Source organism: Phocoenobacter atlanticus subsp. cyclopteri (genome assembly GCF_018343795.1).
Lineage (GTDB): Bacteria > Pseudomonadota > Gammaproteobacteria > Enterobacterales > Pasteurellaceae > Phocoenobacter > Phocoenobacter atlanticus.
The window spans coordinates 2,278,202-2,301,649 of record NZ_CP074346.1; the positions used below are offsets into that span (position 1 = coordinate 2,278,202).

The following is a 23,448-nucleotide window of genomic DNA, read 5'->3' on the forward strand; positions in this document are numbered from 1 at the left end:
GACTTTTTATAAAATTTTTAAATAAAATTACACCTTTGATTGCATTTTGAAAAAATAGTTTTAAAATACCTTTATTATTTTACTTTTTTGGAGGATTAATTATGGGAACTTTCGGTTATTCAATGCTGACTGTGTGTGCATCTTTAGGTATGATTATACTTTTTGCATATAATATTTTTTAAAATATAAAATTAGCGGTAAATCTCAAGTAGAAGTAACTGATAGTATCGATGGCATTCTATCGATTACGTAAGAGAATTTACAACACACTAATAAAAAAATGACGAAAATTAAAACATTTTATTTGGCTGTGTTTTCCTTAACTATTTTAGGGCTAACATTGCCTTCTATTAGTATCGCACAGGAGAAAGCTGTGTGGGTTGATGTGCGTACGCCGTATGAGTGGGACAAAGGACATCTAAAAAATGCTGTTTTAATTCCCTACAACGAAATCGCAACAAAAATTCAGACAGTCGTAAAAGATCGGAAACAGCTGATTAATTTATATTGTGGCTCTGGTAGACGAGCAGAGGTTGCTCGAGAAACTTTGGTACGAATGGGTTATACTAATGTTCAAAATCGTGGTAGATATGAACAGCTTCGCAAAATAGTGCCATAAGTATTTACCCACTTCCTTTTTAGCTTATTTTTAATCTGATAGAAATTTACCAAAAATGTCTAAACTTACTTTTGCCACCATTTTATTTAATACGGATAACACACCTTTTTCAACGCAATTTAATGATATATATTTTTCGACTCAAGATGGTCTTGCTGAAAGTCTTTATGTTTTCCAAGAAGGTAATCAATTGTGGGAAAAATGGCAAAATCACACTCAATCAGCCTTTGTTATCGCAGAAACAGGATTTGGAACAGGATTAAACTTTTTTGCAGTGGCAGAAAAATTCCAGCAATTTAAACAACGAAATCCTACTCACATATTACAACGTTTATACTTTATTTCCTTTGAAAAGTATCCTTTAACTTCACAACAATTAACGAAAATTCATAGCAATTATCCACAATTTGCAAATTTTTCACAACATCTGACCGCTTGTTGGAATGTCTGGCAAACAGGTTGTCAGCGTTATCATTTTGATAATGTTTATCTTGATCTCTGGTTTGGAGATATTTTAGACAACTTACCACAACTTGGCGATTTATATAATGAGAAAATCGATGCGTGGTTTTTAGACGGTTTTGCACCAGATAAAAATCCACAAATGTGGTGTGAAAGCTTATATCAGCAAATGTTTCGCTTAACCAAAAATGGTGGCTCATTTGCGACTTTCACTGCAGCAAGTACTGTGCGTAGAGGATTACAGGCAGTCGGATTTAATGTTAAAAAACGTAAAGGTTTTGGTAAAAAACGGGAAATGTTATGGGGTGAAAAACCACCACAAAGTGAAAGATCAGCGGTTAAAGTCCCTTATTATTATCAGCAACCACAACCTGAAACGGACGATATTGCGATTGTCGGAGGCGGAATTGCAAGCTTATTTTTAAGTCTATCCTTATTGGAAAAAGGTAAAAAAGTCACGTTATACTGTAAAGATAGTGCTTTAGCTCAAAATGCTTCTGGCAATAAACAAGGTGCTATTTATCCGCAACTCAGTGATGATGATGAACGAAATATCCGTTTTTATGTGCATAGCTTTGATTATGCGTTGCAACGTATTCAACAGTTAGAGCCACAGATTGATTTTGAACATAATTTAAGTGGCGTGGCAATTTATGGCTACAATCAAAAAAATCAGAATAAACTACAAAAGCTCGCCAATCTTAACTATGCTCATTCACTCTTTCATTTATGTAATGCTGAGCAATTAAGTGACAAAATAGGTTTGTCTGTCACTAATGGCGGAGGCTTTATTCCTCGTGCAGGTTGGCTATCGCCGATTCAATTTGTACAAAACAGTTTTGCGTATTTAGAGAAAAAAGGCTTGAAAATCGTGCTAAATCACGAAGTAACCAATCCTGTTTTTCAAGATAACCTTTGGCAATGGCAACACAATGGCGAAACCTTTGCACATCAAACTTTAGTATTAGCCAATGGACATAAACTCAAAGACTTCACTCAGACAGAAGGCATTCCTCTTTATGCAGTGCGTGGGCAAGTCAGTCAATTTCCAACAACGCCTGAGCTACAAAAATTAAAAACTGTGTTGTGTTACGATGGTTATCTAACTCCTGTTTCAGCACAAGGAACCCATTGCATCGGAGCAAGCCACGTGAGAGATAATACCGATACCCATTTTAGTTTAGAAGAACATCAGCAAAATATTGCAAAATTACAACAAAATGTGACCGCTTGTGAATGGAATAAAGCAATTGATTATTCTCAAAATCTTGCCAGAATGGGGATTAGAGCGACATTAAGAGATCGTATTCCAATGGTAGGCTTGGTGGGTCATCTAGACAAACAGCGAGAGCAATATAATAATTTATTTAACCTTCGCCGTCGTAAGAAACCAATTGAAACTGCCACTGTTTACCCGCAACTTTATACTATAGTTGGATTAGGTTCACGAGGCTTAACTACCGCCCCATTGCTTGGTGAACTACTTGCTAGTCAAATTTGTAATGAACCTATCCCATTAAGTGAAGATTTATGGCACGCTTTAAATCCAAATCGAGTATGGCTAAGAAAACAATTAAAAGGCACGCCAGTTTAATGATTTTTGGTTAATGATTAAATAGAGATAAGTGTGTTTCATTAACACGAAATACACTATCTTCCTCAATATCTTTATTTAATACCACTTGCACCCAAAGTTGGTTATCTGCAATAAGGCTGTATAAAATTGTTCCCGTAGATTTCCAATTTTCGCCTAATTGCATTTCAACCGCAGAGCCAATTTCTGGTAATGGGGAATTTTCAGAAAGTGTACCCTCTAGAGTAAACATTGCTCTTTTGTTTGCTCCTCGATATTTGGCTCTTGCAATGGTTTCTTGCCCAATATAGCAGCCTTTTTTAAAGGAAATCGCCTGTTCAATATCTTGTAAATTTAAGGATTGAGGAATAAAAGTGAGTCTATTTTGTTTTAATAAAATAGGGATACCATTTTGAATATCAAGCAGATCCCAATATTCACTGTTTTCAGTTGCATCAAGGGGGTGTTCACTTAAAATAATATGACGAGATGAATTTTCTTCCAATTGACAAGCAGTATGATTTTGGTAAATTTTTGCAAAAATCTCACCGCTTATATTTTGTTCAATACAACCATAAACAAAGATTTGCTTTTCAGTAAAAGTCACTTTTGAAAAAATGGCATATTTTTTTAATTGATCTATCGCTTCAGGTAACAAATCTTGATGAATAATGATTAAAAACTGATTTTCTGATTGTCGATATAAACGCCATAAGCCACTGACTTTACCTTTCGGATCGCAGTGACCCGTTAATGTTTGTTTACCCATTTCTAATTTTGCAACATCACAAGTGAGTTGTCCTTGTAGAAATTTTTGTGCATCAAGTCCTGCAACTTCAATTACTTTATATTGTTTTAGATAAATCATTACTTTTCCGTTTTATTCTAAATTCTGAATTTGTTCACGCATTTGTTCAATCAAGACCTTTAATTCTACTGCAGAATTAGTAATTTCATTATTGATTGATTTCGAGGCTAATGTATTCGCTTCACGATTTAATTCTTGCATCATAAAATCTAATTTACGCCCAACAGCTCCGCCTCTATTTAAGATTGCGGTTGTCTCTTTTACGTGTAATTGTAGACGATCTAACTCTTCTGCAACATCAGATTTTTGAGCAATTAATACCATTTCCTGCTCTAAACGTTGTGGGTCACATTGAACATTCAGTTCATCAAATTTTTGTTGAAAACGTTCTTTTTGCCATTGTAATACTTCTGGCATTTGATTTTGTACTTTTGTTGCTTCAATAGAAATCGCGTCTAAACGTTGTTGAATTAAACTATGTAAACTTTCACCTTCACGCCCTCGCATTGCAATAAAATCACTAAGAATTTGTTCAAAGCCAGTTAATAAATCTTCAGCAATTTGATCAAAATCTTGATTGGCATTATCAACGACACCGGGATAACGCAGTACATCAACAAGGTTTATTTCGCCTTCATCAGCTGTAGCTTTAAGCCATTTTAAAGAATTGATAACTTGAGTGGCATACTCTTGATTGAGAGCTAACCCATTATTTTGATTATTATTAAGCTCAATTTTCAAACTACATTCAACTTTACCACGGGTTAGACTGGCTTTTAAACGATCACGTAAGGTCATTTCTAAATGACGAAAGGTATCTGGCAGACGAAAATAAGTATCTAAAAAACGTTGGTTTACAGAGCGAAGTTCCCAAACGGCGGATCCCCACTCTTTTTTTATTTCAAGGTGTGAAAAAGCAGTCATACTATAAATCATTATAAATTTCCTTTTATGATTAACGCTACTCTATTGGTAGTGAGATTGCGATATTTTAAACTAAAAAATCAGATTAACATAGCCTGTGTTTAAAGTAATTATTTTAAATAAAGCTTAATCATTTCACCATTTTAGTTGAGAGAGATCAGTATAGTGTTAATTTCTTAATGTTTGGTTTTGCTTTTAAAAGCATTTTACGGTATACCTACAGTCAGTAAATTTTTTATTAAAGGAAGCAAAATAATGAAGCAACATACCACATCAGTAAAAAATACACTAAGCAGTAATATAAATATGCTAGGAAATTTTTTAGGGGAAACTATCCAAGATGCTCAGGGAAGTGAAATTTTAGATCTAATTGAGAATATTAGAATGCTTTCAAGAGCTTCTCGTGCTGGAGATGAGAAATCAAGAGAACAACTATTAGATACTCTTTCTACTATTTCAACGGAGAATGTATTACCAGTAGCACGTGCATTTAACCAGTTCTTAAATTTAACTAATATTGCAGAACAGTACCAAATGATTGCTCGTAATAGTAATCAATCCTCATTTGGTGAACGTTCATTAGGAAAATTATTCGAACGTTTAAAAGAAGAGAATGTACCCGTTGAAAAAGTCGTGCAAACAGTCGAAAAACTATTGATTGAGTTAGTTTTAACAGCACATCCAACAGAAGTTACACGTCGCTCTTTAGTTGGAAAACACGTTGAAATCAACCGTTGTTTGAGCCGTTTAGAACATAATGATTTGCCAGAACCTGAGGTTATTCGTTTAAAACGTCGTTTGATGCAAATGATCGCATTAGCGTGGCATACCAATGAAATTCGTACGCAACGTCCAACGCCGATTGATGAAGCAAAATGGGGAATGGCAGTGATTGAAAGTAGCTTATGGAAAGCGGTGCCAGAATTTTGTCGTCAATTAAATTTTCATTTAGAGAAAAATTTTGGTGTGCAACATAACGTAGGTTTAACGCCTATTCGTTTTTCATCTTGGATGGGGGGAGATCGTGATGGAAACCCTTTTGTTACACACGAAACCACTCGCACTGTGCTTGCAATGAGTCGTCGTAAAGCTGCAGAACTATTTTTAAATGATATTAGAGAATTAGCCGATGAGCTTTCAATCGTAGAATGTACCCCTGAATTTAGCGAAAAATACGGTTTACATTTAGAACCTTATCGTGTTGTTGTAAAAGAATTACGTGCAAAATTGATTAACACTGTTGCTTATTATACCGAAGTGTTAGACGGTAAAGATTTAACTGTTCATAAAGATGAAATTATCTCCAGTGATGAGCAATTATGGGAACCCTTGTATGATTGTTACCAATCATTGCATAGTTGTGGAATGCGAATTGTAGCAAATGGTGAATTATTAAATACATTACGTCGTATTCGTTGTTTTGGTATTGGTTTATCTCGTTTAGATATTCGTCAAGAAAGTACACGCCACGAAATGGCGATTGCTGAAATTACTCGTTATATTGGTTTAGGCGATTATTCACAATGGTCAGAAGAAGATAAACAAGCCTTTTTAGTAAGAGAATTAAACTCTCGCCGCCCACTTATTCCAACAAATTGGACACCAAGTGCAGACACCAAAGAAATTTTAGATACTTGTAAAGTGGTTGCCGAGCAACCAGAAGGTGTGATTTCTGCTTATGTTATTTCAATGGCACGTGAAGCCTCTGATGTGTTAGCGGTACATTTATTATTAAAAGAAGCAGATTGTAAACCTTCTATTCCAGTTGCGCCATTGTTTGAAACCTTGGATGATTTAGATCGTTGCGAATCAGTAATGACACAATTATTTAATATTGGCTGGTATCGTGGCATTATTGCTAATAAACAAATGGTAATGATCGGTTATTCAGATTCAGCAAAAGATGCGGGGATGTTAGCTGCCTCATGGTCACAATATAAGGCACAAGAAGCTCTTGTAAATTTGGCAGAGAAAAATGGCATTGAATTAACTTTATTTCACGGACGTGGAGGTACAATCGGTCGTGGTGGTGCACCCGCTCACGCAGCGTTATTCTCACAACCACCTCGCTCACTGAAAAATGGTTTACGTGTAACTGAGCAAGGTGAGATGATCCGCTTTAAATTAGGTTTACCTATCGTTGCCCTAGAAAGTTTAGAATTGTATGCGAGTGCGATTTTAGAAGCGAATATTTTCCCACCCCCAGAACCAAAACAAGCGTGGCGAGAGATGATGGAAAAAGGATCAGATATTTCGTGTGAAGCATACCGTAATATTGTACGTGGTGAAGCGGATTTTGTGCCCTATTTCCGCAGTGCAACCCCTGAGCTAGAATTAGGCAAATTACCACTAGGTTCTCGTCCTGCAAAACGTAATCCAAATGGAGGAGTAGAAAGCTTGCGTGCAATTCCTTGGATCTTTGCTTGGATGCAAAATCGTTTAATGCTACCCGCTTGGTTAGGTGCAGGAACAGCATTGCGTCAATTAATGGATGAGGGAGATAAAGCATTGTTAAGTGAAATGTGTTCAGAGTGGCCATTCTTTTCAACTCGTATTGGAATGCTGGAAATGGTCTTTACTAAAGCAGATTTATGGTTAGCGGAGCATTACGATCAACGTCTTGTGGATCCGAAATTACATAATTTAGGGAAAACATTAAGGGCACAACTTCAATCAGATATAGACACCATTATGGAGCTTGCTCATCACGATAGTTTAATGGGAGACTTGCCCGAAGTCGTGGAATCCATCCGTTTGCGTAATGTTTATACTGATCCTCTTAATTTGTTGCAAGTGGAATTATTACACCGTTTGCGTAACCAAGATGAAGAAAATAGAGATCCAATTTTAGAACAAGCTCTAATGATTACGATTACGGGTATTGCTGCAGGAATGCGTAATACAGGGTAATGTTATCATTAATATAAAAAAATACTTATTGAGTTTTAAACTTAAAATCTGTACAATTGCCGAACCCTGTTTTGCTTGGTTTTCCCGCCAAGCAAGTTTTGTTTAAGCGAACTCGAAGGGGTTAGGTTTGAACTTTTAGGTAATACTCATTTCGAGTATTGGGTTAATAACTATTAAATATTGGTATTAAATTAATGAAAACTTTTGTAGCAAAACCAGAAACCGTACAACGTGACTGGTATGTAGTAGATGCACAAGGCAAAACTTTAGGTCGCTTAGCGACTGAAATCGCTAGCCGTCTTCGTGGTAAACATAAACCTGAATATACTCCACACGTGGATACAGGTGATTACATTATAGTAATCAATGCAGAAAAAGTGGCAGTAACAGGTAGAAAAGAAAGCGATAAGATCTATTACTGGCACACTGGCTATATCGGTGGTATCAAACAAGCTACCTTTAAAGAGATGATTCAACGTCGTCCAGAAGCTGTGATTGAAATTGCGGTTAAGGGTATGTTGCCAAAAGGACCTTTAGGTCGTGCAATGTATCGTAAATTAAAAGTGTATGCAGGTTCAGAACATAACCACGCAGCACAACAACCTCAAGTTTTAGACATTTAATCACGGAGCAAACAAAATGGCAGAGAATCAAAATTATGGCACAGGTCGCCGCAAAAGCTCTTCAGCTCGTGTATTTATCAAACCGGGCAGCGGTAAAATTGAGATCAACAACCGTTCATTAGACGTGTATTTTGGTCGTGAAACCGCACGTATGGTTGTTCGTCAACCTTTAGAGTTAGTTGAATTAACTGATAAATTAGACCTTTACATTACGGTTAAAGGTGGTGGTATTTCTGGTCAAGCAGGTGCAATCCGTCATGGTATTACACGTGCATTGATGGAATATGATGAGTCTTTACGCCCAGCATTACGTGCAGCAGGTTTCGTTACTCGCGATGCTCGTTGCGTTGAACGTAAAAAAGTGGGTTTCCGCAAAGCACGTCGTCGTCCACAATTCTCAAAACGTTAATTCTATATTTTCGTTTCCAAAAGCAGAGAGAAATCTCTGCTTTTTTTATTTCTTTTATTTCCCCTTATATTAAAAAGTCTGTTAAAATATTCGATCGAGTATTATTTTATTTCTAAGACAAAGGGGTTAATTATGAAAATTGTTGAAGTAAAACACCCACTCGTTAAACATAAATTAGGTTTAATGCGTGCCGCTGATGTAAACACAAAGCACTTCCGAGAACTTGCTACTGAAATTGGTAGCTTACTGACTTATGAAGCAACCGCTGATTTAGAGACAGAAAAAGTCACTATTGAAGGTTGGAATGGTGATGTGGAAGTTGATCGAATTAAAGGTAAAAAAGTAACAGTTGTCCCTATTCTACGAGCAGGTCTTGGAATGATGGACGGGGTACTTGAACATATGCCAAGTGCAAGAATTAGTGTTGTAGGTATGTATCGCAATGAAGAAACTTTAGAGCCGGTTCCTTATTTTCAAAAATTAACAAATGATGTAAGCGAACGTTTAGCAATTGTCGTTGATCCGATGTTAGCTACAGGTGGTTCAATGATTGCAACTATCGATCTTTTAAAAGAAGCAGGGTGTAACAATATTAAAGTTTTAGTGTTAGTTGCGGTACCAGAAGGGATTGCAGCTCTTGAGAAAGCACACCCTGATATTGAGCTTTATACCGCTTCTATTGATGATCATTTAAATGAAAAAGGTTATATTATTCCGGGTCTCGGTGATGCGGGAGATAAAATATTTGGTACAAAATAATAATTTTTGATCTGCTAAATAAAAACATTTAACCTCTTCTAAATCTAGAAGAGGTTTTTTGATTTTCTGGCATAGTAGATAAAATATAGTGGTAAAATACTTTTTGTTTTCTTAGATCTACAAAAATCTTACCTTTTTATCTTGCCTACAAAGTTTTCACAAAATCTTCAATATTCTGAGCCACCTTATTACATAATGTTGTAGTTGCAGACTGGCTTGCCCAAGCAACGTGTGGAGTGATTAACAAATTAGGTAAATGTTTTGCTGCTTGCATTAATGGATTATCAATTTGTGGGGGTTCTTGAATCATTACATCGATGCCAGCTCCTGCAATTGTGCCATTTTCTAATGCGTCAAGTAATGCTATTTCATCAACCAAAGGACCACGCCCCGTATTGATTAAAATAGCATTAGGTTTCATTAAAGCTAGGGTTTTTGCATTAATAAGATTTTGTGTGGTTTCTGTTAAAGGGCAGTGTAGGGTAATAATATCCGACTCTTTTAATACCGTTTCAAATGGTGTATATCCTTTTCGAATTTTGGCTGCACCTTTATGTTCAGCATATAGAACTTTCATTCCTAACAGCTCTGCCAAACGTCCCACTTCTGTTCCTAAACAACCTTTACCAAAAATACCAATGGTTGAACCTCGAATATCCGATATTGGAAAGTCAGCATAATAAAATTGACCACAGGTTGCCCAACGGTCGGTTAAAACTTGATCTTTATGATAAGAAATAAGTTGATGTTTTAATGAAAAAATCATACCAAGTACGTGTTCAGGCACGGTGACACTGGAATAACCTGTCACATTTTTAACCTCAATTCCCAACTCTTTAGCGGCAACCAAATCAATATTATTTGTACCTGTTGCTGTAACAGCAATAAGTTTTAATTTGGGTAATTTTGACATTATTTCACGATTAAAAATAATTTTACTCATAATCACAATATCAGCATCTTTGGCTCTTTCGTAAAGCTCATCAGCGGAGGTATGAGAATATTCAATCCAATTATGTGGAAATTGCGGACGTGGAATGCTGTGCGTGCTAGGTATAGCTGTACTTTCTAAAAATACGATATTTAACATAAAAATTCCCCTATTATTTAATTATTATGCTATCTATGATAAAAAGGCTATAATCAAACAATAAAAATAAAATGTCAAATATTCTCTCTATTGAGACTATTTTTGTGATAAAAGAAAAGTTTTATTGATAAATACATACAAAAAGGACGTAATATAATGCTGTTAGCAATTCAATCTCTTTTAAAAAAAGAGCCAACCAGTGGGATTTTATTATTTGTATTAGCTCTTGTGGCAATGCTATTTGCAAACACGGGTTTAAATTCACTTTATACTAGTTTTTTGAATATGCCTGTTTCTATTCAAGTAGGGCATTTTGAAATTGATAAATCATTATTACATTGGATCAATGATGGTTTTATGGCGGTATTTTTTATCTTAGTAGGGCTGGAAGTAAAGCGAGAGCTGTTTGAAGGCTCTCTTTCAAGTTATCAACAAGCTATTTTTCCTGCCATTGCGGCTATTGGTGGAATGGTTATCCCAGCCCTTATTTTTATATGATTACCTATACCAGTCCTGAATTGCAAAAAGGTTGGGCAATTCCAATGGCAACAGATATTGCGTTTGCATTGGGGATTGTTGCACTGCTAGGAAAGCGAGTGCAGTTAGCATTAAAAGTATTTTTATTAGCATTGGCTATTATTGATGATTTAGGGGCAATTGTTGTTATTGCGATTTTTTATTCTGATACCTTGAGTATGACAGCTCTTATTTCAGCAAGTGTTGCTATTGTTATATTGGCAATAATGGGAAAATGTAAAGTGAGTTCTATTGGTGCTTATATATTGGTGGGGTTGGTATTGTGGACTTCCGTATTAAAATCAGGGGTACACGCCACTTTAGCAGGGGTAATTATCGGTTTTTGTATTCCATTACAAGGGCGAAATGGTGAACGTCCATTACATCAATTGGAACATAGCTTAGTACCTTGGTGTTCACTCTTTATTTTACCATTATTTGCTTTTGCGAATGCTGGAGTAAATTTAAATGGAGTGAGTTTATCAATGGTGACATCAGCTTTGCCACTCGGTATTGTTTTTGGATTAATTGTTGGTAAACCATTAGGGGTATTCTTATTTAGCTATCTATCTGTAAAATTCCGTATTGCCACCTTGCCAGAAGGAATTAATTTTAAACAGATCTTAGCGGTTGCATTTTTATGTGGTATTGGATTTACAATGTCGATGTTCCTTGCCAGTCTTGCTTTTATTGATGGAGCAGGAGAAAATTTAAATATTTTATCTAGAGTAGGGATTTTAATTGGCTCAATTGTCTCTGCAATATTGGGTTATATATTATTACGTCAAACGACCAAATGTATCATCCCAAAATAGATTGATAGTTAAATTTGTAGCCATACACAAAATGTATGGCTACTTATTTCCATAAATAAATGCCTTTTATGTAAACTTATTTTAGGACGGGACAAATAAATAAAAAAAGCGAGATATCAATCATCTCGCTTTTTGTCCTTTATATTTTGTTTTATTATACTTGTTCTGAAATTTAAATTAAAATCGAATGAAAAGATCCAAGTATTAAATTGTTCATTTTTGTTTCTTAGATATTACAGTAAATATTATATAATGTTTTTAATAACGTTTTCATTCGAGGATCTTTAAGATAATAATTTAGAGTGCGGTGATCTCGATTGTAATCAATAATTCCTGCTTTTCTAAGAACCGCTAGATGGTTAGACATCAGCGTCTGTGGAGCATTTGTTAAACTCATTAATTCCGAGACATTTTTACTCTCTTCTATTAACGCACATAGCACCATTAGTCGATAAGGGTTGGCAATAATTTTTAATTGAGATGCCGTATCTTCAGCATTTTGTATCATTTCTTGCACGCCTTAAACCTCCATAATAAATAATATTGTTTTATTTATAGTAACATATTTTATGTATTTTTACATAACACAAAAGTCTGATATCATTTATATTGTTTTTATAAACCATAATTTAGGAGAAAGAATGAGTCACAATTACACAGAACTAACACAAGCCCTTAATCAAAAATTAGCACAACTTCGCTCTGCTATTCCAGATACAATGCAAGGCTTTAATCAAATGGCACAATCTGCATTAAAAGAAGATGCACTTTCATTTAAACAAAAAGAGATGATGGCAATGTCCATTGCGATTGCAATGCGTTGTCAAGGTTGCTTAGGTTTTCATGCAAAAGCACTCGTTAAAGCAGGTTGTACTCGTGCTGAATTTCTGGAAATGGTACAAGTTGCTATTTATATGGGTGGTGGTCCATCAGTGATGACTGCTGCAGAAGCATTAATGGCATACGAAGAATTTGGTGGAGAAAAAGAATAGTTTTAATATGACAAGCGGTATGATTTAATTTGTTTTTTGCATATTATTCGGTTTGCAGAATAAAAAACCGTCCCTTTTATTGTTGGTAAATTCGTTTATAAAACGTTATACTCGTTCCCCTATTAGTATAACAATTTTAAACGTTAAGGATATTAAATTGACAAAATTAATTAAAAAACTCTTTTTTGCAATTACAACTTTAAGTGTGGCGGTTTCTGCACAAGCTACAGAAAAATTATATGTTTATAACTGGACTGAATATGTACCTTCAAGCTTATTAGAGAAATTTACGGAAGAAACAGGGATAGAGGTGATCTATTCTACGTTTGAAAGTAATGAAGAAATGTATTCAAAAATGAAGCTTACTCAAGGTGCAGGTTATGATATCGTGTTCCCTTCAAGCTACTACGTTAGTAGAATGGCAAAAGAAGGAATGCTAGAAAAGTTAGATAAAACAAAATTAGCTAATTTTAAATATGTGAGTAAAGAGTTAATGGGGCAAAGTTTTGATCCTAAAAATGATTACTCATTACCTTATATTTTTGGCTTAACAGGTATCGGCGTAAATAAAGAAGAAATTGATCTAACGACAGTAACTAGCTGGGCAGATTTATGGAAACCTGAATATAAAGGCTTATTACAGTTAATGAATGATTCTCGTGAAGTGTTCCATATGGCACTATTATTAGATGGAAAATCGCCAAACACCACTAACCCAGAAGAAATCAAAACTGCTTATGAGCGTTTAAAAACCTTAATTCCAAATGTATTAACCTTCAATTCAGATGCACCTGAAATGCCATTTTTACAAGGTGAAGTGTCAATCGGAATGATTTGGAATGGTTCGGCATATTTAGGTCAAAAAGAAGACCCAAATTTAACCTTTATTTACCCAAAAGAAGGAGCGATTGTCTGGATGGATAACTACGCTATTCCAAATACTGCTAAAAATAAAGAAGCAGCCTATAAATTTATTGACTTCTTACTACGTCCAGAAAGTGCAAAAGTCGTGATTGAAAAATTAGGTTTCTCAATGCCAAATGAAGGGGTAAGAGATTTATTAACCCCAGAACAATTAGCAGATAAAGTATTATTCCCACCAAAAGAAGAGCTTGAAAAAGGCATTGCCCAAGCAGATGTAGGGGATGCGATTGAAGTGTATGAAAAATACTGGAATAAATTAAGAACCAGTAACTAAGGTTAAAATATAGCGGTTAGATTTTTATAAAAATTTACCGTTTTTCATACTTAACAAAAACCTGTTGCAGATGATTTGCGACAGGTTTTTTATTTATAAATTTATAGGGTTGGATTAGCAAACTTGTTTGCGTATATCCGACCGTTTACTAAATAGCAATTGAATACAAAAAATGGCTTGTTTCTATTATAATCTATATAAATCATAAAATTTTAAACGTATCGATTATAATAGAAATCGTTATTGATTTTTGTATTTTTTTCTATTATAGTCTAAACATTAAAGTAATGTAATAAGGGTTATCTATGAAATATGTTGTTAGACCAAAATATACTAAAAAAATAGAGAAATTTGTTGATAAACCCGTGATCAAAGTATTAACTGGAATGCGACGAGTCGGAAAATCAACAATTTTAACGATTATAAAAAATGAAATATTAGCGACAATTCCTACTGAGCAAAAAATTTATATTAATTTTGAGTCGTTAGAGTTTTTACATATTAATGATGCTAATGCGTTAGCTAAGTATTTGACTGAAAACTTAAAAGGAATTAAAGGCAAAGTTTATTTCTTTTTTGATGAAATTCAGTTAGTAAAAAATTGGGAAAAAGTCATCAACGGTTTAAGAGTAGATAGAGATTGTGATATTTATATTACAGGTTCAAACTCAAAACTCATTTCAGGAGAATTAGCCACATTATTAGCAGGGAGATATGTAGAATTTGAAATACAGCCCTTTACCTTTGATGAATTTTTAATGGTTTATACTGAAACAAACTTAAATAGAGATGAATTATTTAATAAATTTCTACAAGTTGGCGGAATGCCAATTTTAAGGTATTTTAATTTAGAGGAAGAAACGAGCTATAAATATTTACAGGATGTTTATAATACAGTTTTAGTAAAAGATGTTTTAAATTATAACAAAATACGTGATGTTGATATATTTAATCGTATTCTAAATTTTGTTATTCAAAATATCGGTGCAACTTTTTCAGCCAGTAGTATTAAAAAGTATTTAAAAAGTGAAAGCCGAGAAGTATCAGTCGATACCGTTTTAAATTACTTAGAATATTGTCAAATGGCTTTTATTATTAAAAAAGTGCCGAGATATGATCTTGTTGGTAAAAAAACATTAAAAATAGATGAAAAATATTATCTTACTGATCACGGTTTTCGACAGTCTAAGGGATATTCTAATATTAAAGATATTGAAAAAACTTTAGAGAATATTGTTTATATAGAATTGATTTCTAGGGGCTACCAAGTTGAAATTGGTAAGGTTGGTGCGAAAGAAATAGATTTTATTGCGAGAAAAGATAAAGAAATTATCTATTATCAAGTATCTTATTTAATGGCAACCGAGCAAACCAGAGAACGAGAATTTGGGGTATATAAAAATATCAGTGATAATTATCCAAAATATGTACTTTCAATGGATAAAGTCGATTTCAGCCAAGATGGAATTATTCATCAGAATATAATGGATTTTTTATTACAGTAATAAGCGGTTAGATTTTTATAAAAATTTGCGGAATATCCGTAGGGGCGTATGGCATACGCCCAATGTTAATTATAATTTCGTATAATAGGGCGAATTTCCCAACAAAAAAACCTGTTGCAATTTCTTACAACAGGTTTTTAATTAAAAGAAATTAGTATTTTATACCTTTATCTTCAAGAATTTTTTGTGCTTTTTTATTTCCACTTTTAGCCGCTATTTTGTACCATTTCTCGGTTTGTTTAAAATCCTTTTTTGTACCTAGCCCTTTTCTATACATATCTGCAATAGTAATTTGAGCAAGTTGAGATCCTTGTTCCGCACTTTCTGTAAATAATTTAAGTGCTTTTTTATATTGTTTTTTCTCATAATAGTCTATAGCATCATTCAATTTTATAATTTTATCAAATAGTGAACGCTTCTTTTGTTCAATCAGAGTTTTGTCTTCTTTAATAAGACTACTTTTATGTGCTTGTTCATATATTTTTAAAGCTTTACCATAGTTCTGTTCTGTACCTAAACCATTCTCATACATTGAACCAAGTTCCAAACCACCAATGAATCCTATACGATCACTAGTTTTTAAGAACCATTTAAAGGCTTGAGAATTGTCTTGCTTTACTCCAATCCCATATCTATACATTATACCAAGTTCATATGCAGGAAATCCAAAATAATTGTATCCAGTAGCGGCTACCTTATACCATTTTATAGCTTCAGTATAGTTTCGTTTTACACCTAGTCCTTTAGCATACATTTTTCCAAGATAATATTGAGCTTTTCCAAGAGGATCTTTATCATTTTGTTCAGCTATTTTCTTAAAGAGTTTAAATGCTTGTTTATATTGTTTCTTATCATAATGTTTTTTAGCTATCTCATAGAATTCATAAACTTGATCATCGTGTTTTTTGTTTGCATAACTGAGACTAGAAAAAGAGAAAATTAAAATACCAATAATAATTGAGATAAGTTTTTTCATTGTGTTATTCCTTAGTTTGAGTGATTTAACAAGAAAATTGCTTGAATTTTAATTCAACCAAGACACAATTTTATCCGATCCGATCCGATCCGTCTAGCCATTTTTTAGCTAATTTTTGGTGAGATATTGAAATATTTGGGAGTGCTAATTATACAATTAAATCACCTTAGAAACAATAAGTTAAAGATTTCACTCTGTTTTTTCTACTTCACAAGCGGTCAAATTTTATTTACTATTTGCAAAATCTTATCCTTATATAGAAGAGAAAATAAAATGCCAGAATTACCCGAAGTTGAAACCAGTGTGCGTGGAATATCCCCTTATCTTGAGGGAAAAACCATAAAAGAGATTATTATTCGCCAAAAGCAACTGCGTTGGTTGGTGAGCGATGAATTGAATGAAATGCAAAATGCCCAAATTACCGCAATTTCACGCCGAGCCAAATATTTGATTATTCACACCACAAAGGGTGAGATAGTTATTCATCTTGGAATGTCGGGTTCATTAAGTATTTTAGAAAAAGAAACCAAAGATGTCGGCAAGCACGATCACGTTGATTTAATTACACAAGATGGCATTGTGTTACGCTATAACGACCCACGCCGATTTGGTGCGTGGCTATGGGCGGAAGATATTTCACAAATGCCGATTTTTCAAAAACTCGGATTAGAACCCCTTTCAGCAGAATTTAATGGCGATTACCTATATAAGAAGAGCAGAAATAGAAAAGTGGCGGTTAAAAAGTTCATAATGGATAATGCCGTTGTGGTGGGCGTAGGGAATATTTATGCGTGTGAAAGTTTATTTTTATCCAAAATTCTGCCTGAGCGATTAGCTTGCACTTTAACAAAGGAACAATCTCACTTATTAGTAACGATAATTAAGCAAGTTTTAACCAAAGCGATAGAGCAGGGTGGTACAACCTTGAAAGATTTTGTGCAACCAGACGGCAAACCGGGTTATTTTGCACAAGTTTTACAGGTGTACGGACGCAAAGGCGAAGAATGTAATCAGTGCCAAAACCAAATTAAGACAAAAATCATCGGGCAACGCAATACGTTTTATTGTGAAAATTGTCAGCAATAGCGGTGACATTTTATTAAAAATTTACAAAAAACATTCAAATTGAATTAAAAAACATCAAATAGCAAAAAAATTAAATATTTTTCCAAAAAGTACTTGCGTCGCCTTTAAAAATCTCTATAATACGCCACAGACAATGACGCACTGTTGTGAAAGATTTTGCTAGGTGCGTCGTTGTTTTTTGCTCTTTAACAATTTATCAGACAATCTGTGTGGGCACTTGTTGATTGACTTATTTGAAAAAAATATTTGAAATAAAGAAGTCTTAATAAGTGTCACTGAAAATTTATTTAATAAAAATTCTATGTCAGTTTATTGAGCGATTAAACTTTTAATTGAAGAGTTTGATCATGGCTCAGATTGAACGCTGGCGGCAGGCTTAACACATGCAAGTCGAACGGTAACAGGAGAAAGCTTGCTTTCTTGCTGACGAGTGGCGGACGGGTGAGTAATGCTTGGGAATCTGCCTTGTGGAGGGGGATAACTACGGGAAACTGTAGCTAATACCGCGTAATATCGAAAGATTAAAGTATGGGATCTTCGGACCATATACCACGAGATGAGCCCAAGTGAGATTAGGTAGTTGGTGAGGTAAAGGCTCACCAAGCTGACGATCTCTAGCTGGTTTGAGAGGATGACCAGCCACACTGGAACTGAGACACGGTCCAGACTCCTACGGGAGGCAGCAGTGGGGAATATTGCACAATGGGGGAAACCCTGATGCAGCCATGCCGCGTGAATGAAGAAGGCTTTCGGGTTGTAAAGTTCTTTCAGCGATGAGGAAGGGTTTGTATCTAATAGGTGCAAACATTGACGTTAGTCGCAGAAGAAGCACCGGCTAACTCCGTGCCAGCAGCCGCGGTAATACGGAGGGTGCGAGCGTTAATCGGAATAACTGGGCGTAAAGGGCACGCAGGCGGTTGTCTAAGTCAGATGTGAAAGCCCCGAGCTTAACTTGGGAATTGCATTTGAGACTGGGCGACTAGAGTCCTCTAGGGAGGGGTAGAATTCCACGTGTAGCGGTGAAATGCGTAGAGATGTGGAGGAATACCGAAGGCGAAGGCAGCCCCTTGGAGAGAGACTGACGCTGAGGTGCGAAAGCGTGGGTAGCAAACAGGATTAGATACCCTGGTAGTCCACGCTGTAAACGATGTCAATTTGGGGGTTGGGCTTTAAGCCTGGCGCCCGTAGCTAACGCGATAAATTGACCGCCTGGGGAGTACGGCCGCAAGGTTAAAACTCAAATGAATTGACGGGGGCCCGCACAAGCGGTGGAGCATGTGGTTTAATTCGATGCAACGCGAAGAACCTTACCTACTCTTGACATCCATAGAAGAGACTAGAGATAGTCTTGTGCCTTCGGGAACTATGAGACAGGTGCTGCATGGCTGTCGTCAGCTCGTGTTGTGAAATGTTGGGTTAAGTCCCGCAACGAGCGCAACCCTTATCCTTTGTTGCTAGCAGGTAATGCTGAGAACTCAAAGGAGACTGCCAGTGATAAACTGGAGGAAGGTGGGGACGACGTCAAGTCATCATGGCCCTTACGAGTAGGGCTACACACGTGCTACAATGGCGTATACAGAGGGCGGCGAACCAGCGATGGTAAGCGAATCTCAGAAAGTACGTCTAAGTCCGGATTGGAGTCTGCAACTCGACTCCATGAAGTCGGAATCGCTAGTAATCGCGAATCAGAATGTCGCGGTGAATACGTTCCCGGGCCTTGTACACACCGCCCGTCACACCATGGGAGTGGGTTGTACCAGAAGTAGATAGCTTAACCTTCGGGAGGGCGTTTACCACGGTATGATTCATGACTGGGGTGAAGTCGTAACAAGGTAACCGTAGGGGAACCTGCGGTTGGATCACCTCCTTACCTGAATAAGCGACAATGAGTGCTCACACAGATTGTTTGATAGAGAAATAAGAGACAAAAGAGAGATAAGAGTATCTCTAAATGTTGTCCCCATCGTCTAGAGGCCTAGGACATCGCCCTTTCACGGCGGTAACGGGGGTTCGAATCCCCCTGGGGACGCCATTTAAAGATATTTATTATCTTATTGTTCTTTAAAAAATTGGAAACAAGCTGAAAACTGAAGACTTTCAAGTTCAGAAGACAGAGTATGGAAGACAGATGACAGGAATTAAAACTGTAATTTGTTAAAGTGGCTGTTTTTTGAGAAGAAGTCTGAGTAAGAAACTAAAAAATAGTATGTTGAACAAAAGCAACATACGAACTTGAGTTGTTTAATGTAACAACGTTAGGTTTTCTTTGATTTATTTTAAGAATACTTGAGGTTGTATGGTTAAGTGACTAAGCGTACACGGTGGATGCCTTGGCAATCAGAGGCGAAGAAGGACGTGCTAATCTGCGATAAGCTTGGAAGAGTTGATAAGAAACGTGATAATTCCAAGATTTCCGAATGGGGAAACCCAATAGGTGAAGAACCTATTATCAATGACTGAATACATAGGTCATTGAAGCGAACCGGGAGAACTGAAACATCTAAGTACCCGAGGAAAAGAAATCAACCGAGATTCTGTGAGTAGCGGCGAGCGAAAGTGGAAGAGCCAGTTAGTTTTAGCATTAGTATTAAGAGAATGAGTTGGGAAACTCAATCAAAGAGGGTGATAATCCCGTATCTGAAAATACAATTGTGGAACTAAGCTAACGATAAGTAGGGCGGGACACGTGATATCCTGTTTGAAGATGGGGGGACCATCCTCCAAGGCTAAATACTCCTGATTGACCGATAGTGAACAAGTACTGTGAAGGAAAGGTAAAAAGAACCCCTGCGAGGGGAGTGAAATAGAACCTGAAACCGTGTACGTACAAGCAGTAGGAGCAACTTCGAGTTGTGACTGCGTACCTTTTGTATAATGGGTCAGCGACTTATATTTTGTAGCAAGGTTAACCGAATAGGGGAGCCGTAGGGAAACCGAGTCTTAACTGGGCGTTTAGTTGCAAGGTATAGACCCGAAACCCGGTGATCTAGCCATGGGCAGGTTGAAGGTTGGGTAACACTAACTGGAGGACCGAACCGACTAATGTTGAAAAATTAGCGGATGACTTGTGGCTGGGGGTGAAAGGCCAATCAAACCGGGAGATAGCTGGTTCTCCCCGAAATCTATTTAGGTAGAGCCTTGAGCTGACACCTTTGGGGGTAGAGCACTGTTTCGGCTAGGGGGCCATCCCGGCTTACCAACCCGATGCAAACTCCGAATACCAAAGAGTGATACTCAGGAGACACACGGCGGGTGCTAACGTTCGTCGTGAAGAGGGAAACAACCCAGACCGCCAGCTAAGGTCCCAAAGTCTATATTAAGTGGGAAACGAAGTGGGAAGGCTTAGACAGCTAGGATGTTGGCTTAGAAGCAGCCACCATTTAAAGAAAGCGTAATAGCTCACTAGTCGAGTCGGCCTGCGCGGAAGATGTAACGGGGCTCAAATATAGCACCGAAGCTGCGGCATCAGGCGTATCACAAATACGCCTTATAATTTACGATTGACGGCTTTCACGAAGTGAAAGACGTCCAAGCGTTCCATACGTCGAGTTGGAATAAAGTAAGGATTGAGGAATATTTGTGATACGCCTGTTGGGTAGGGGAGCGTTCTGTAAGCGGATGAAGGTGAATCGAGAGGTTTGCTGGACGTATCAGAAGTGCGAATGCTGACATAAGTAACGATAAAACGAGTGAAAAACTCGTTCGCCGGAAGATCAAGGTTTCCTGTCCAACGTTAATCGGGGCAGGGTGAGTCGACCCCTAAGGCAAGGCTGAAAAGCGTAGTCGATGGGAAACGGGTTAATATTCCCGTACTTGTAATAACTGCGATGTGGGGACGGAGAAGGTTAGGTTATCAGGGTATTGGATATCCCTGTTTAAGCCGGTAGGTGGGAATTCTAGGCAAATCCGGAATTCTGTATAACACCGAGAAGTGATGACGAATCTCTAAGGAGATGAAGTAACTGATACCACGCTTCCAGGAAAAGCCACTAAGCATAGGTTATTATAAATCGTACTGTAAACCGACACAGGTGATCAGGTAGAGAATACTCAGGCGCTTGAGAGAACTCGGGTGAAGGAACTAGGCAAAATAGCACCGTAACTTCGGGAGAAGGTGCGCCGGCGTAGATTGTAGCCCTTTACGGGTGAAGGTTGAACCGGTCGAAGATACCAGCTGGCTGCAACTGTTTATTAAAAACACAGCACTCTGCAAACACGAAAGTGGACGTATAGGGTGTGATGCCTGCCCGGTGCTGGAAGGTTAATTGATGATGTAATCGAAAGAGAAGCTTCTGATAGAAGCCCCAGTAAACGGCGGCCGTAACTATAACGGTCCTAAGGTAGCGAAATTCCTTGTCGGGTAAGTTCCGACCTGCACGAATGGCATAATGATGGCCAGGCTGTCTCCACCCGAGACTCAGTGAAATTGAAATCGCCGTGAAGATGCGGTGTACCCGCGGCTAGACGGAAAGACCCCGTGAACCTTTACTATAGCTTGACACTGAACCTTGAATTTTAATGTGTAGGATAGGTGGGAGACTTAGAAGTAGCAACGCCAGTTGTTATGGAGTCAACCTTGAAATACCACCCTTTAACGTTTGATGTTCTAACGAAGCACCCGAAACGGGTGTTCGGACAGTGTCTGGTGGGTAGTTTGACTGGGGCGGTCTCCTCCCAAAGAGTAACGGAGGAGTACGAAGGTTTGCTAATCACGGTCGGACATCGTGAGGTTAGTACAATGGTATAAGCAAGCTTGACTGCGAGACGGACATGTCGAGCAGGTACGAAAGTAGGTCATAGTGATCCGGTGGTTCTGAATGGAAGGGCCATCGCTCAACGGATAAAAGGTACTCCGGGGATAACAGGCTGATACCGCCCAAGAGTTCATATCGACGGCGGTGTTTGGCACCTCGATGTCGGCTCATCACATCCTGGGGCTGAAGTAGGTCCCAAGGGTATGGCTGTTCGCCATTTAAAGTGGTACGCGAGCTGGGTTTAGAACGTCGTGAGACAGTTCGGTCCCTATCTGCCGTGGGCGTTGGAGAATTGAAAGGGGCTGCTCCTAGTACGAGAGGACCGGAGTGGACGCATCACTGGTGTTCCAGTTGTTTCGCCAGAAGCATTGCTGGGTAGCTACATGCGGAATAGATAAGTGCTGAAAGCATCTAAGCACGAAACTAGCCTTGAGATGAGTTCTCCCAATCTATAAGATTGTAAGGGTTGTTTGAGACTAAGACGTAGATAGGCAGGGTGTGTAAGCGTTGTGAGACGTTGAGCTAACCTGTACTAATTGCCCGAGAGACTTAACCATACAACACTCAAGTGTTTTTGTTTCAGAAGACAGAGGACGGAAGACAGAAGACTGTAAGGTTGGAGTTTGAAGTTTAAGAAAGTTAAAGTAGAAGCTTGTTTTTAATTTAGAGAATATAGAGTTAGTGTTATGTAGAAGTGACATTAACAGAAAAGAATATTCCTGATGGCCATAGTGCAGCGGAACCACCTGATTCCATACCGAACTCAGAAGTGAAAAGTTGTAACGCCGATGGTAGTGTAGGGTCTCCCTATGTGAGAGTAGGACACCATCAGGGTTTTATTACATTAGTTTATTCATTTATGAGTAAACTAACTTAATAAAAATTTTTCTAACAGTAATAGTGCAGTAGTACCACCTGATTCCATACCGAACTCAGAAGTGAAATGCTGTAACGCCGATGGTAGTGTAGGGTCTCCCTATGTGAGAGTAGGACACTGTTAGATTTTCCAAATTTGCGGAGTGGTAGTTCAGCTGGTTAGAATACCTGCCTGTCACGCAGGGGGTCGCGGGTTCGAATCCCGTCCATTCCGCCAACTCTTTTTAGGGGCGTAGTTCAATTGGTAGAGCGTCGGTCTCCAAAACCGAATGCTGGGAGTTCGAGTCTCTCCGCCCCTGCCATTTTTTCTTATCAAATAAATATTAGACTATCAAACACCACTTAAGATCGAATTTTGATTTTTAAGTATTGCACTTCAAACTAAAATCCATCAGACGAGTATTTCTCTTTGTGAAATTTTTGTTTTCATTAAAGCAGAAATTTGATATTTTTGTTCTTGTATAAAATTCTTGTAGTGTTTCATAACGTTATCCAAGTACAACTGAAATTCGAAGTACAATACTACACATCTTACATTTCAAATACCATTTTT

General features: G+C 37.2%; 15 protein-coding genes, 3 tRNA genes, 4 rRNA genes and 1 pseudogene. 18 read left to right on the forward strand and 5 right to left on the reverse strand.

Going from position 1 to position 23,448, the window contains the following annotated elements; genetic code table 11:
- Positions 1-280: 280 nt before the first annotated feature.
- Together KGI96_RS10975 and mnmC are read left to right on the forward strand one after the other, a co-directional pair.
- On the forward strand, positions 281-619 hold the full coding sequence (locus tag KGI96_RS10975; RefSeq protein ID WP_211598563.1) for a rhodanese-like domain-containing protein: 339 nt from the start codon (positions 281-283) through the stop codon (positions 617-619).
- A 55-nt stretch (positions 620-674) separates the two neighbouring features.
- Positions 675-2,675 carry a bifunctional tRNA (5-methylaminomethyl-2-thiouridine)(34)-methyltransferase MnmC2/FAD-dependent 5-carboxymethylaminomethyl-2-thiouridine(34) oxidoreductase MnmC1 gene (gene mnmC / locus KGI96_RS10980; RefSeq protein WP_211598561.1) on the forward strand — a complete coding sequence of 667 codons (2,001 nt, stop codon included), beginning with the start codon at positions 675-677 and terminating at the stop codon, positions 2,673-2,675.
- A 10-nt stretch (positions 2,676-2,685) separates the two neighbouring features.
- On the opposite strand, the gene ygfZ is transcribed toward mnmC, so the two are convergent.
- Together ygfZ and KGI96_RS10990 are read right to left on the reverse strand one after the other, a co-directional pair.
- Positions 2,686-3,522: a CAF17-like 4Fe-4S cluster assembly/insertion protein YgfZ gene (gene ygfZ / locus KGI96_RS10985; protein ID WP_211598559.1), complete on the reverse strand. Its 837-nt coding sequence runs from the start codon at positions 3,520-3,522 to the stop codon at positions 2,686-2,688.
- Between the two features lie 12 nt (positions 3,523-3,534).
- Positions 3,535-4,398 (reverse strand): YicC/YloC family endoribonuclease, encoded by an 864-nt coding sequence (locus KGI96_RS10990; protein WP_213156484.1) that lies wholly within the window; start codon positions 4,396-4,398, stop codon positions 3,535-3,537.
- Between the two features lie 243 nt (positions 4,399-4,641).
- Here KGI96_RS10990 and ppc point away from each other — a divergent pair, with 243 nt between their 5' ends.
- The 4 genes from ppc (at position 4,642) to upp (ending at position 9,087) form a co-directional block, all read left to right on the forward strand.
- A complete protein-coding gene (ppc, locus tag KGI96_RS10995) occupies positions 4,642-7,296 on the forward strand; it encodes a phosphoenolpyruvate carboxylase (RefSeq protein ID WP_211598550.1) in 2,655 nt (884 codons plus the stop codon).
- A gap of 194 nt (positions 7,297-7,490) precedes the next feature.
- A complete protein-coding gene (rplM, locus tag KGI96_RS11000; protein WP_211598548.1) occupies positions 7,491-7,919 on the forward strand; it encodes a 50S ribosomal protein L13 in 429 nt (142 codons plus the stop codon).
- A 16-nt stretch (positions 7,920-7,935) separates the two neighbouring features.
- The gene (rpsI, locus tag KGI96_RS11005) at positions 7,936-8,328 is read left to right on the forward strand and encodes a 30S ribosomal protein S9 (RefSeq protein WP_211598546.1); all 393 of its coding nucleotides are present in this window, start codon (positions 7,936-7,938) and stop codon (positions 8,326-8,328) included.
- Between the two features lie 132 nt (positions 8,329-8,460).
- Positions 8,461-9,087 carry a uracil phosphoribosyltransferase gene (upp, locus tag KGI96_RS11010; RefSeq protein ID WP_211598544.1) on the forward strand — a complete coding sequence of 209 codons (627 nt, stop codon included), beginning with the start codon at positions 8,461-8,463 and terminating at the stop codon, positions 9,085-9,087.
- Between the two features lie 145 nt (positions 9,088-9,232).
- Here the strand turns inward: upp and KGI96_RS11015 are convergent, their stop codons facing one another.
- A complete protein-coding gene (locus KGI96_RS11015; protein ID WP_211598542.1) occupies positions 9,233-10,177 on the reverse strand; it encodes a 2-hydroxyacid dehydrogenase in 945 nt (314 codons plus the stop codon).
- Positions 10,178-10,333: 156 nt separating this feature from the next.
- Here KGI96_RS11015 and nhaA point away from each other — a divergent pair.
- Positions 10,334-11,508, forward strand: a pseudogene (gene nhaA / locus KGI96_RS11020) (Na+/H+ antiporter NhaA).
- A 226-nt stretch (positions 11,509-11,734) separates the two neighbouring features.
- On the opposite strand, the gene KGI96_RS11025 reads toward nhaA, so the two are convergent.
- The gene (locus KGI96_RS11025) at positions 11,735-12,016 is read right to left on the reverse strand and encodes an ArsR/SmtB family transcription factor (RefSeq protein ID WP_211598538.1); all 282 of its coding nucleotides are present in this window, start codon (positions 12,014-12,016) and stop codon (positions 11,735-11,737) included.
- 133 nt (positions 12,017-12,149) lie between these two features.
- Here KGI96_RS11025 and KGI96_RS11030 point away from each other — a divergent pair, with 133 nt between their 5' ends.
- The 3 genes from KGI96_RS11030 to KGI96_RS11040 all read left to right on the forward strand — a co-directional run bounded on the left by KGI96_RS11030 (position 12,150) and on the right by KGI96_RS11040 (position 15,203).
- Positions 12,150-12,500: a carboxymuconolactone decarboxylase family protein gene (locus KGI96_RS11030; protein WP_211598537.1), complete on the forward strand. Its 351-nt coding sequence runs from the start codon at positions 12,150-12,152 to the stop codon at positions 12,498-12,500.
- A 157-nt stretch (positions 12,501-12,657) separates the two neighbouring features.
- The gene (locus tag KGI96_RS11035; protein WP_249111438.1) at positions 12,658-13,698 is read left to right on the forward strand and encodes an extracellular solute-binding protein; all 1,041 of its coding nucleotides are present in this window, start codon (positions 12,658-12,660) and stop codon (positions 13,696-13,698) included.
- A gap of 305 nt (positions 13,699-14,003) precedes the next feature.
- Positions 14,004-15,203: an ATP-binding protein gene (locus KGI96_RS11040; RefSeq protein ID WP_211598535.1), complete on the forward strand. Its 1,200-nt coding sequence runs from the start codon at positions 14,004-14,006 to the stop codon at positions 15,201-15,203.
- Between the two features lie 151 nt (positions 15,204-15,354).
- On the opposite strand, the gene KGI96_RS11045 is transcribed toward KGI96_RS11040, so the two are convergent.
- Entirely contained in the window at positions 15,355-16,179 is an 825-nt protein-coding gene (locus KGI96_RS11045) for a tetratricopeptide repeat protein (RefSeq protein WP_211598533.1), read from the reverse strand.
- Positions 16,180-16,452: 273 nt separating this feature from the next.
- On the opposite strand from KGI96_RS11045, the gene mutM reads away from it, so the two are divergent.
- The 8 genes from mutM to KGI96_RS11085 all read left to right on the forward strand — a co-directional run bounded on the left by mutM (position 16,453) and on the right by KGI96_RS11085 (position 23,197).
- Entirely contained in the window at positions 16,453-17,265 is an 813-nt protein-coding gene (gene mutM, locus KGI96_RS11050; protein WP_211598531.1) for a bifunctional DNA-formamidopyrimidine glycosylase/DNA-(apurinic or apyrimidinic site) lyase, read from the forward strand.
- A gap of 329 nt (positions 17,266-17,594) precedes the next feature.
- Positions 17,595-19,135, forward strand: a 16S ribosomal RNA gene (locus KGI96_RS11055).
- A gap of 86 nt (positions 19,136-19,221) precedes the next feature.
- Positions 19,222-19,297: transfer RNA gene (locus KGI96_RS11060), tRNA-Glu, on the forward strand.
- A gap of 266 nt (positions 19,298-19,563) precedes the next feature.
- Positions 19,564-22,576, forward strand: a 23S ribosomal RNA gene (locus tag KGI96_RS11065).
- Between the two features lie 161 nt (positions 22,577-22,737).
- Positions 22,738-22,853 (forward strand): 5S ribosomal RNA (rrf, locus tag KGI96_RS11070).
- Positions 22,854-22,906: 53 nt separating this feature from the next.
- Positions 22,907-23,022, forward strand: a 5S ribosomal RNA gene (gene rrf / locus KGI96_RS11075).
- Together the 16S, 23S and 5S rRNA genes with 3 tRNA genes alongside form the textbook arrangement of a ribosomal RNA operon.
- 13 nt (positions 23,023-23,035) lie before the next feature.
- A tRNA-Asp gene (locus KGI96_RS11080) sits at positions 23,036-23,112 on the forward strand.
- 9 nt (positions 23,113-23,121) lie between these two features.
- Positions 23,122-23,197, forward strand: a tRNA-Trp gene (locus KGI96_RS11085).
- Positions 23,198-23,448: the final 251 nt, after the last annotated feature.

Coding starts and splice junctions, on each gene's coding strand:
- KGI96_RS10990 (WP_213156484.1), bottom strand. CDS start 4,398: ATGATTTATAGTATGACTGCTTTTTCACACCTTGAAATAAAAAAAGAG.
- rpsI (WP_211598546.1), top strand. CDS start 7,936: ATGGCAGAGAATCAAAATTATGGCACAGGTCGCCGCAAAAGCTCTTCA.
- ppc (WP_211598550.1), top strand. CDS start 4,642: ATGAAGCAACATACCACATCAGTAAAAAATACACTAAGCAGTAATATA.
- ygfZ (WP_211598559.1), bottom strand. CDS start 3,522: ATGATTTATCTAAAACAATATAAAGTAATTGAAGTTGCAGGACTTGAT.
- mnmC (WP_211598561.1), top strand. CDS start 675: ATGTCTAAACTTACTTTTGCCACCATTTTATTTAATACGGATAACACA.
- KGI96_RS11045 (WP_211598533.1), bottom strand. CDS start 16,179: ATGAAAAAACTTATCTCAATTATTATTGGTATTTTAATTTTCTCTTTT.
- rplM (WP_211598548.1), top strand. CDS start 7,491: ATGAAAACTTTTGTAGCAAAACCAGAAACCGTACAACGTGACTGGTAT.
- KGI96_RS11030 (WP_211598537.1), top strand. CDS start 12,150: ATGAGTCACAATTACACAGAACTAACACAAGCCCTTAATCAAAAATTA.
- upp (WP_211598544.1), top strand. CDS start 8,461: ATGAAAATTGTTGAAGTAAAACACCCACTCGTTAAACATAAATTAGGT.
- KGI96_RS11040 (WP_211598535.1), top strand. CDS start 14,004: ATGAAATATGTTGTTAGACCAAAATATACTAAAAAAATAGAGAAATTT.
- KGI96_RS11015 (WP_211598542.1), bottom strand. CDS start 10,177: ATGTTAAATATCGTATTTTTAGAAAGTACAGCTATACCTAGCACGCAC.
- KGI96_RS10975 (WP_211598563.1), top strand. CDS start 281: ATGACGAAAATTAAAACATTTTATTTGGCTGTGTTTTCCTTAACTATT.
- mutM (WP_211598531.1), top strand. CDS start 16,453: ATGCCAGAATTACCCGAAGTTGAAACCAGTGTGCGTGGAATATCCCCT.
- KGI96_RS11025 (WP_211598538.1), bottom strand. CDS start 12,016: ATGATACAAAATGCTGAAGATACGGCATCTCAATTAAAAATTATTGCC.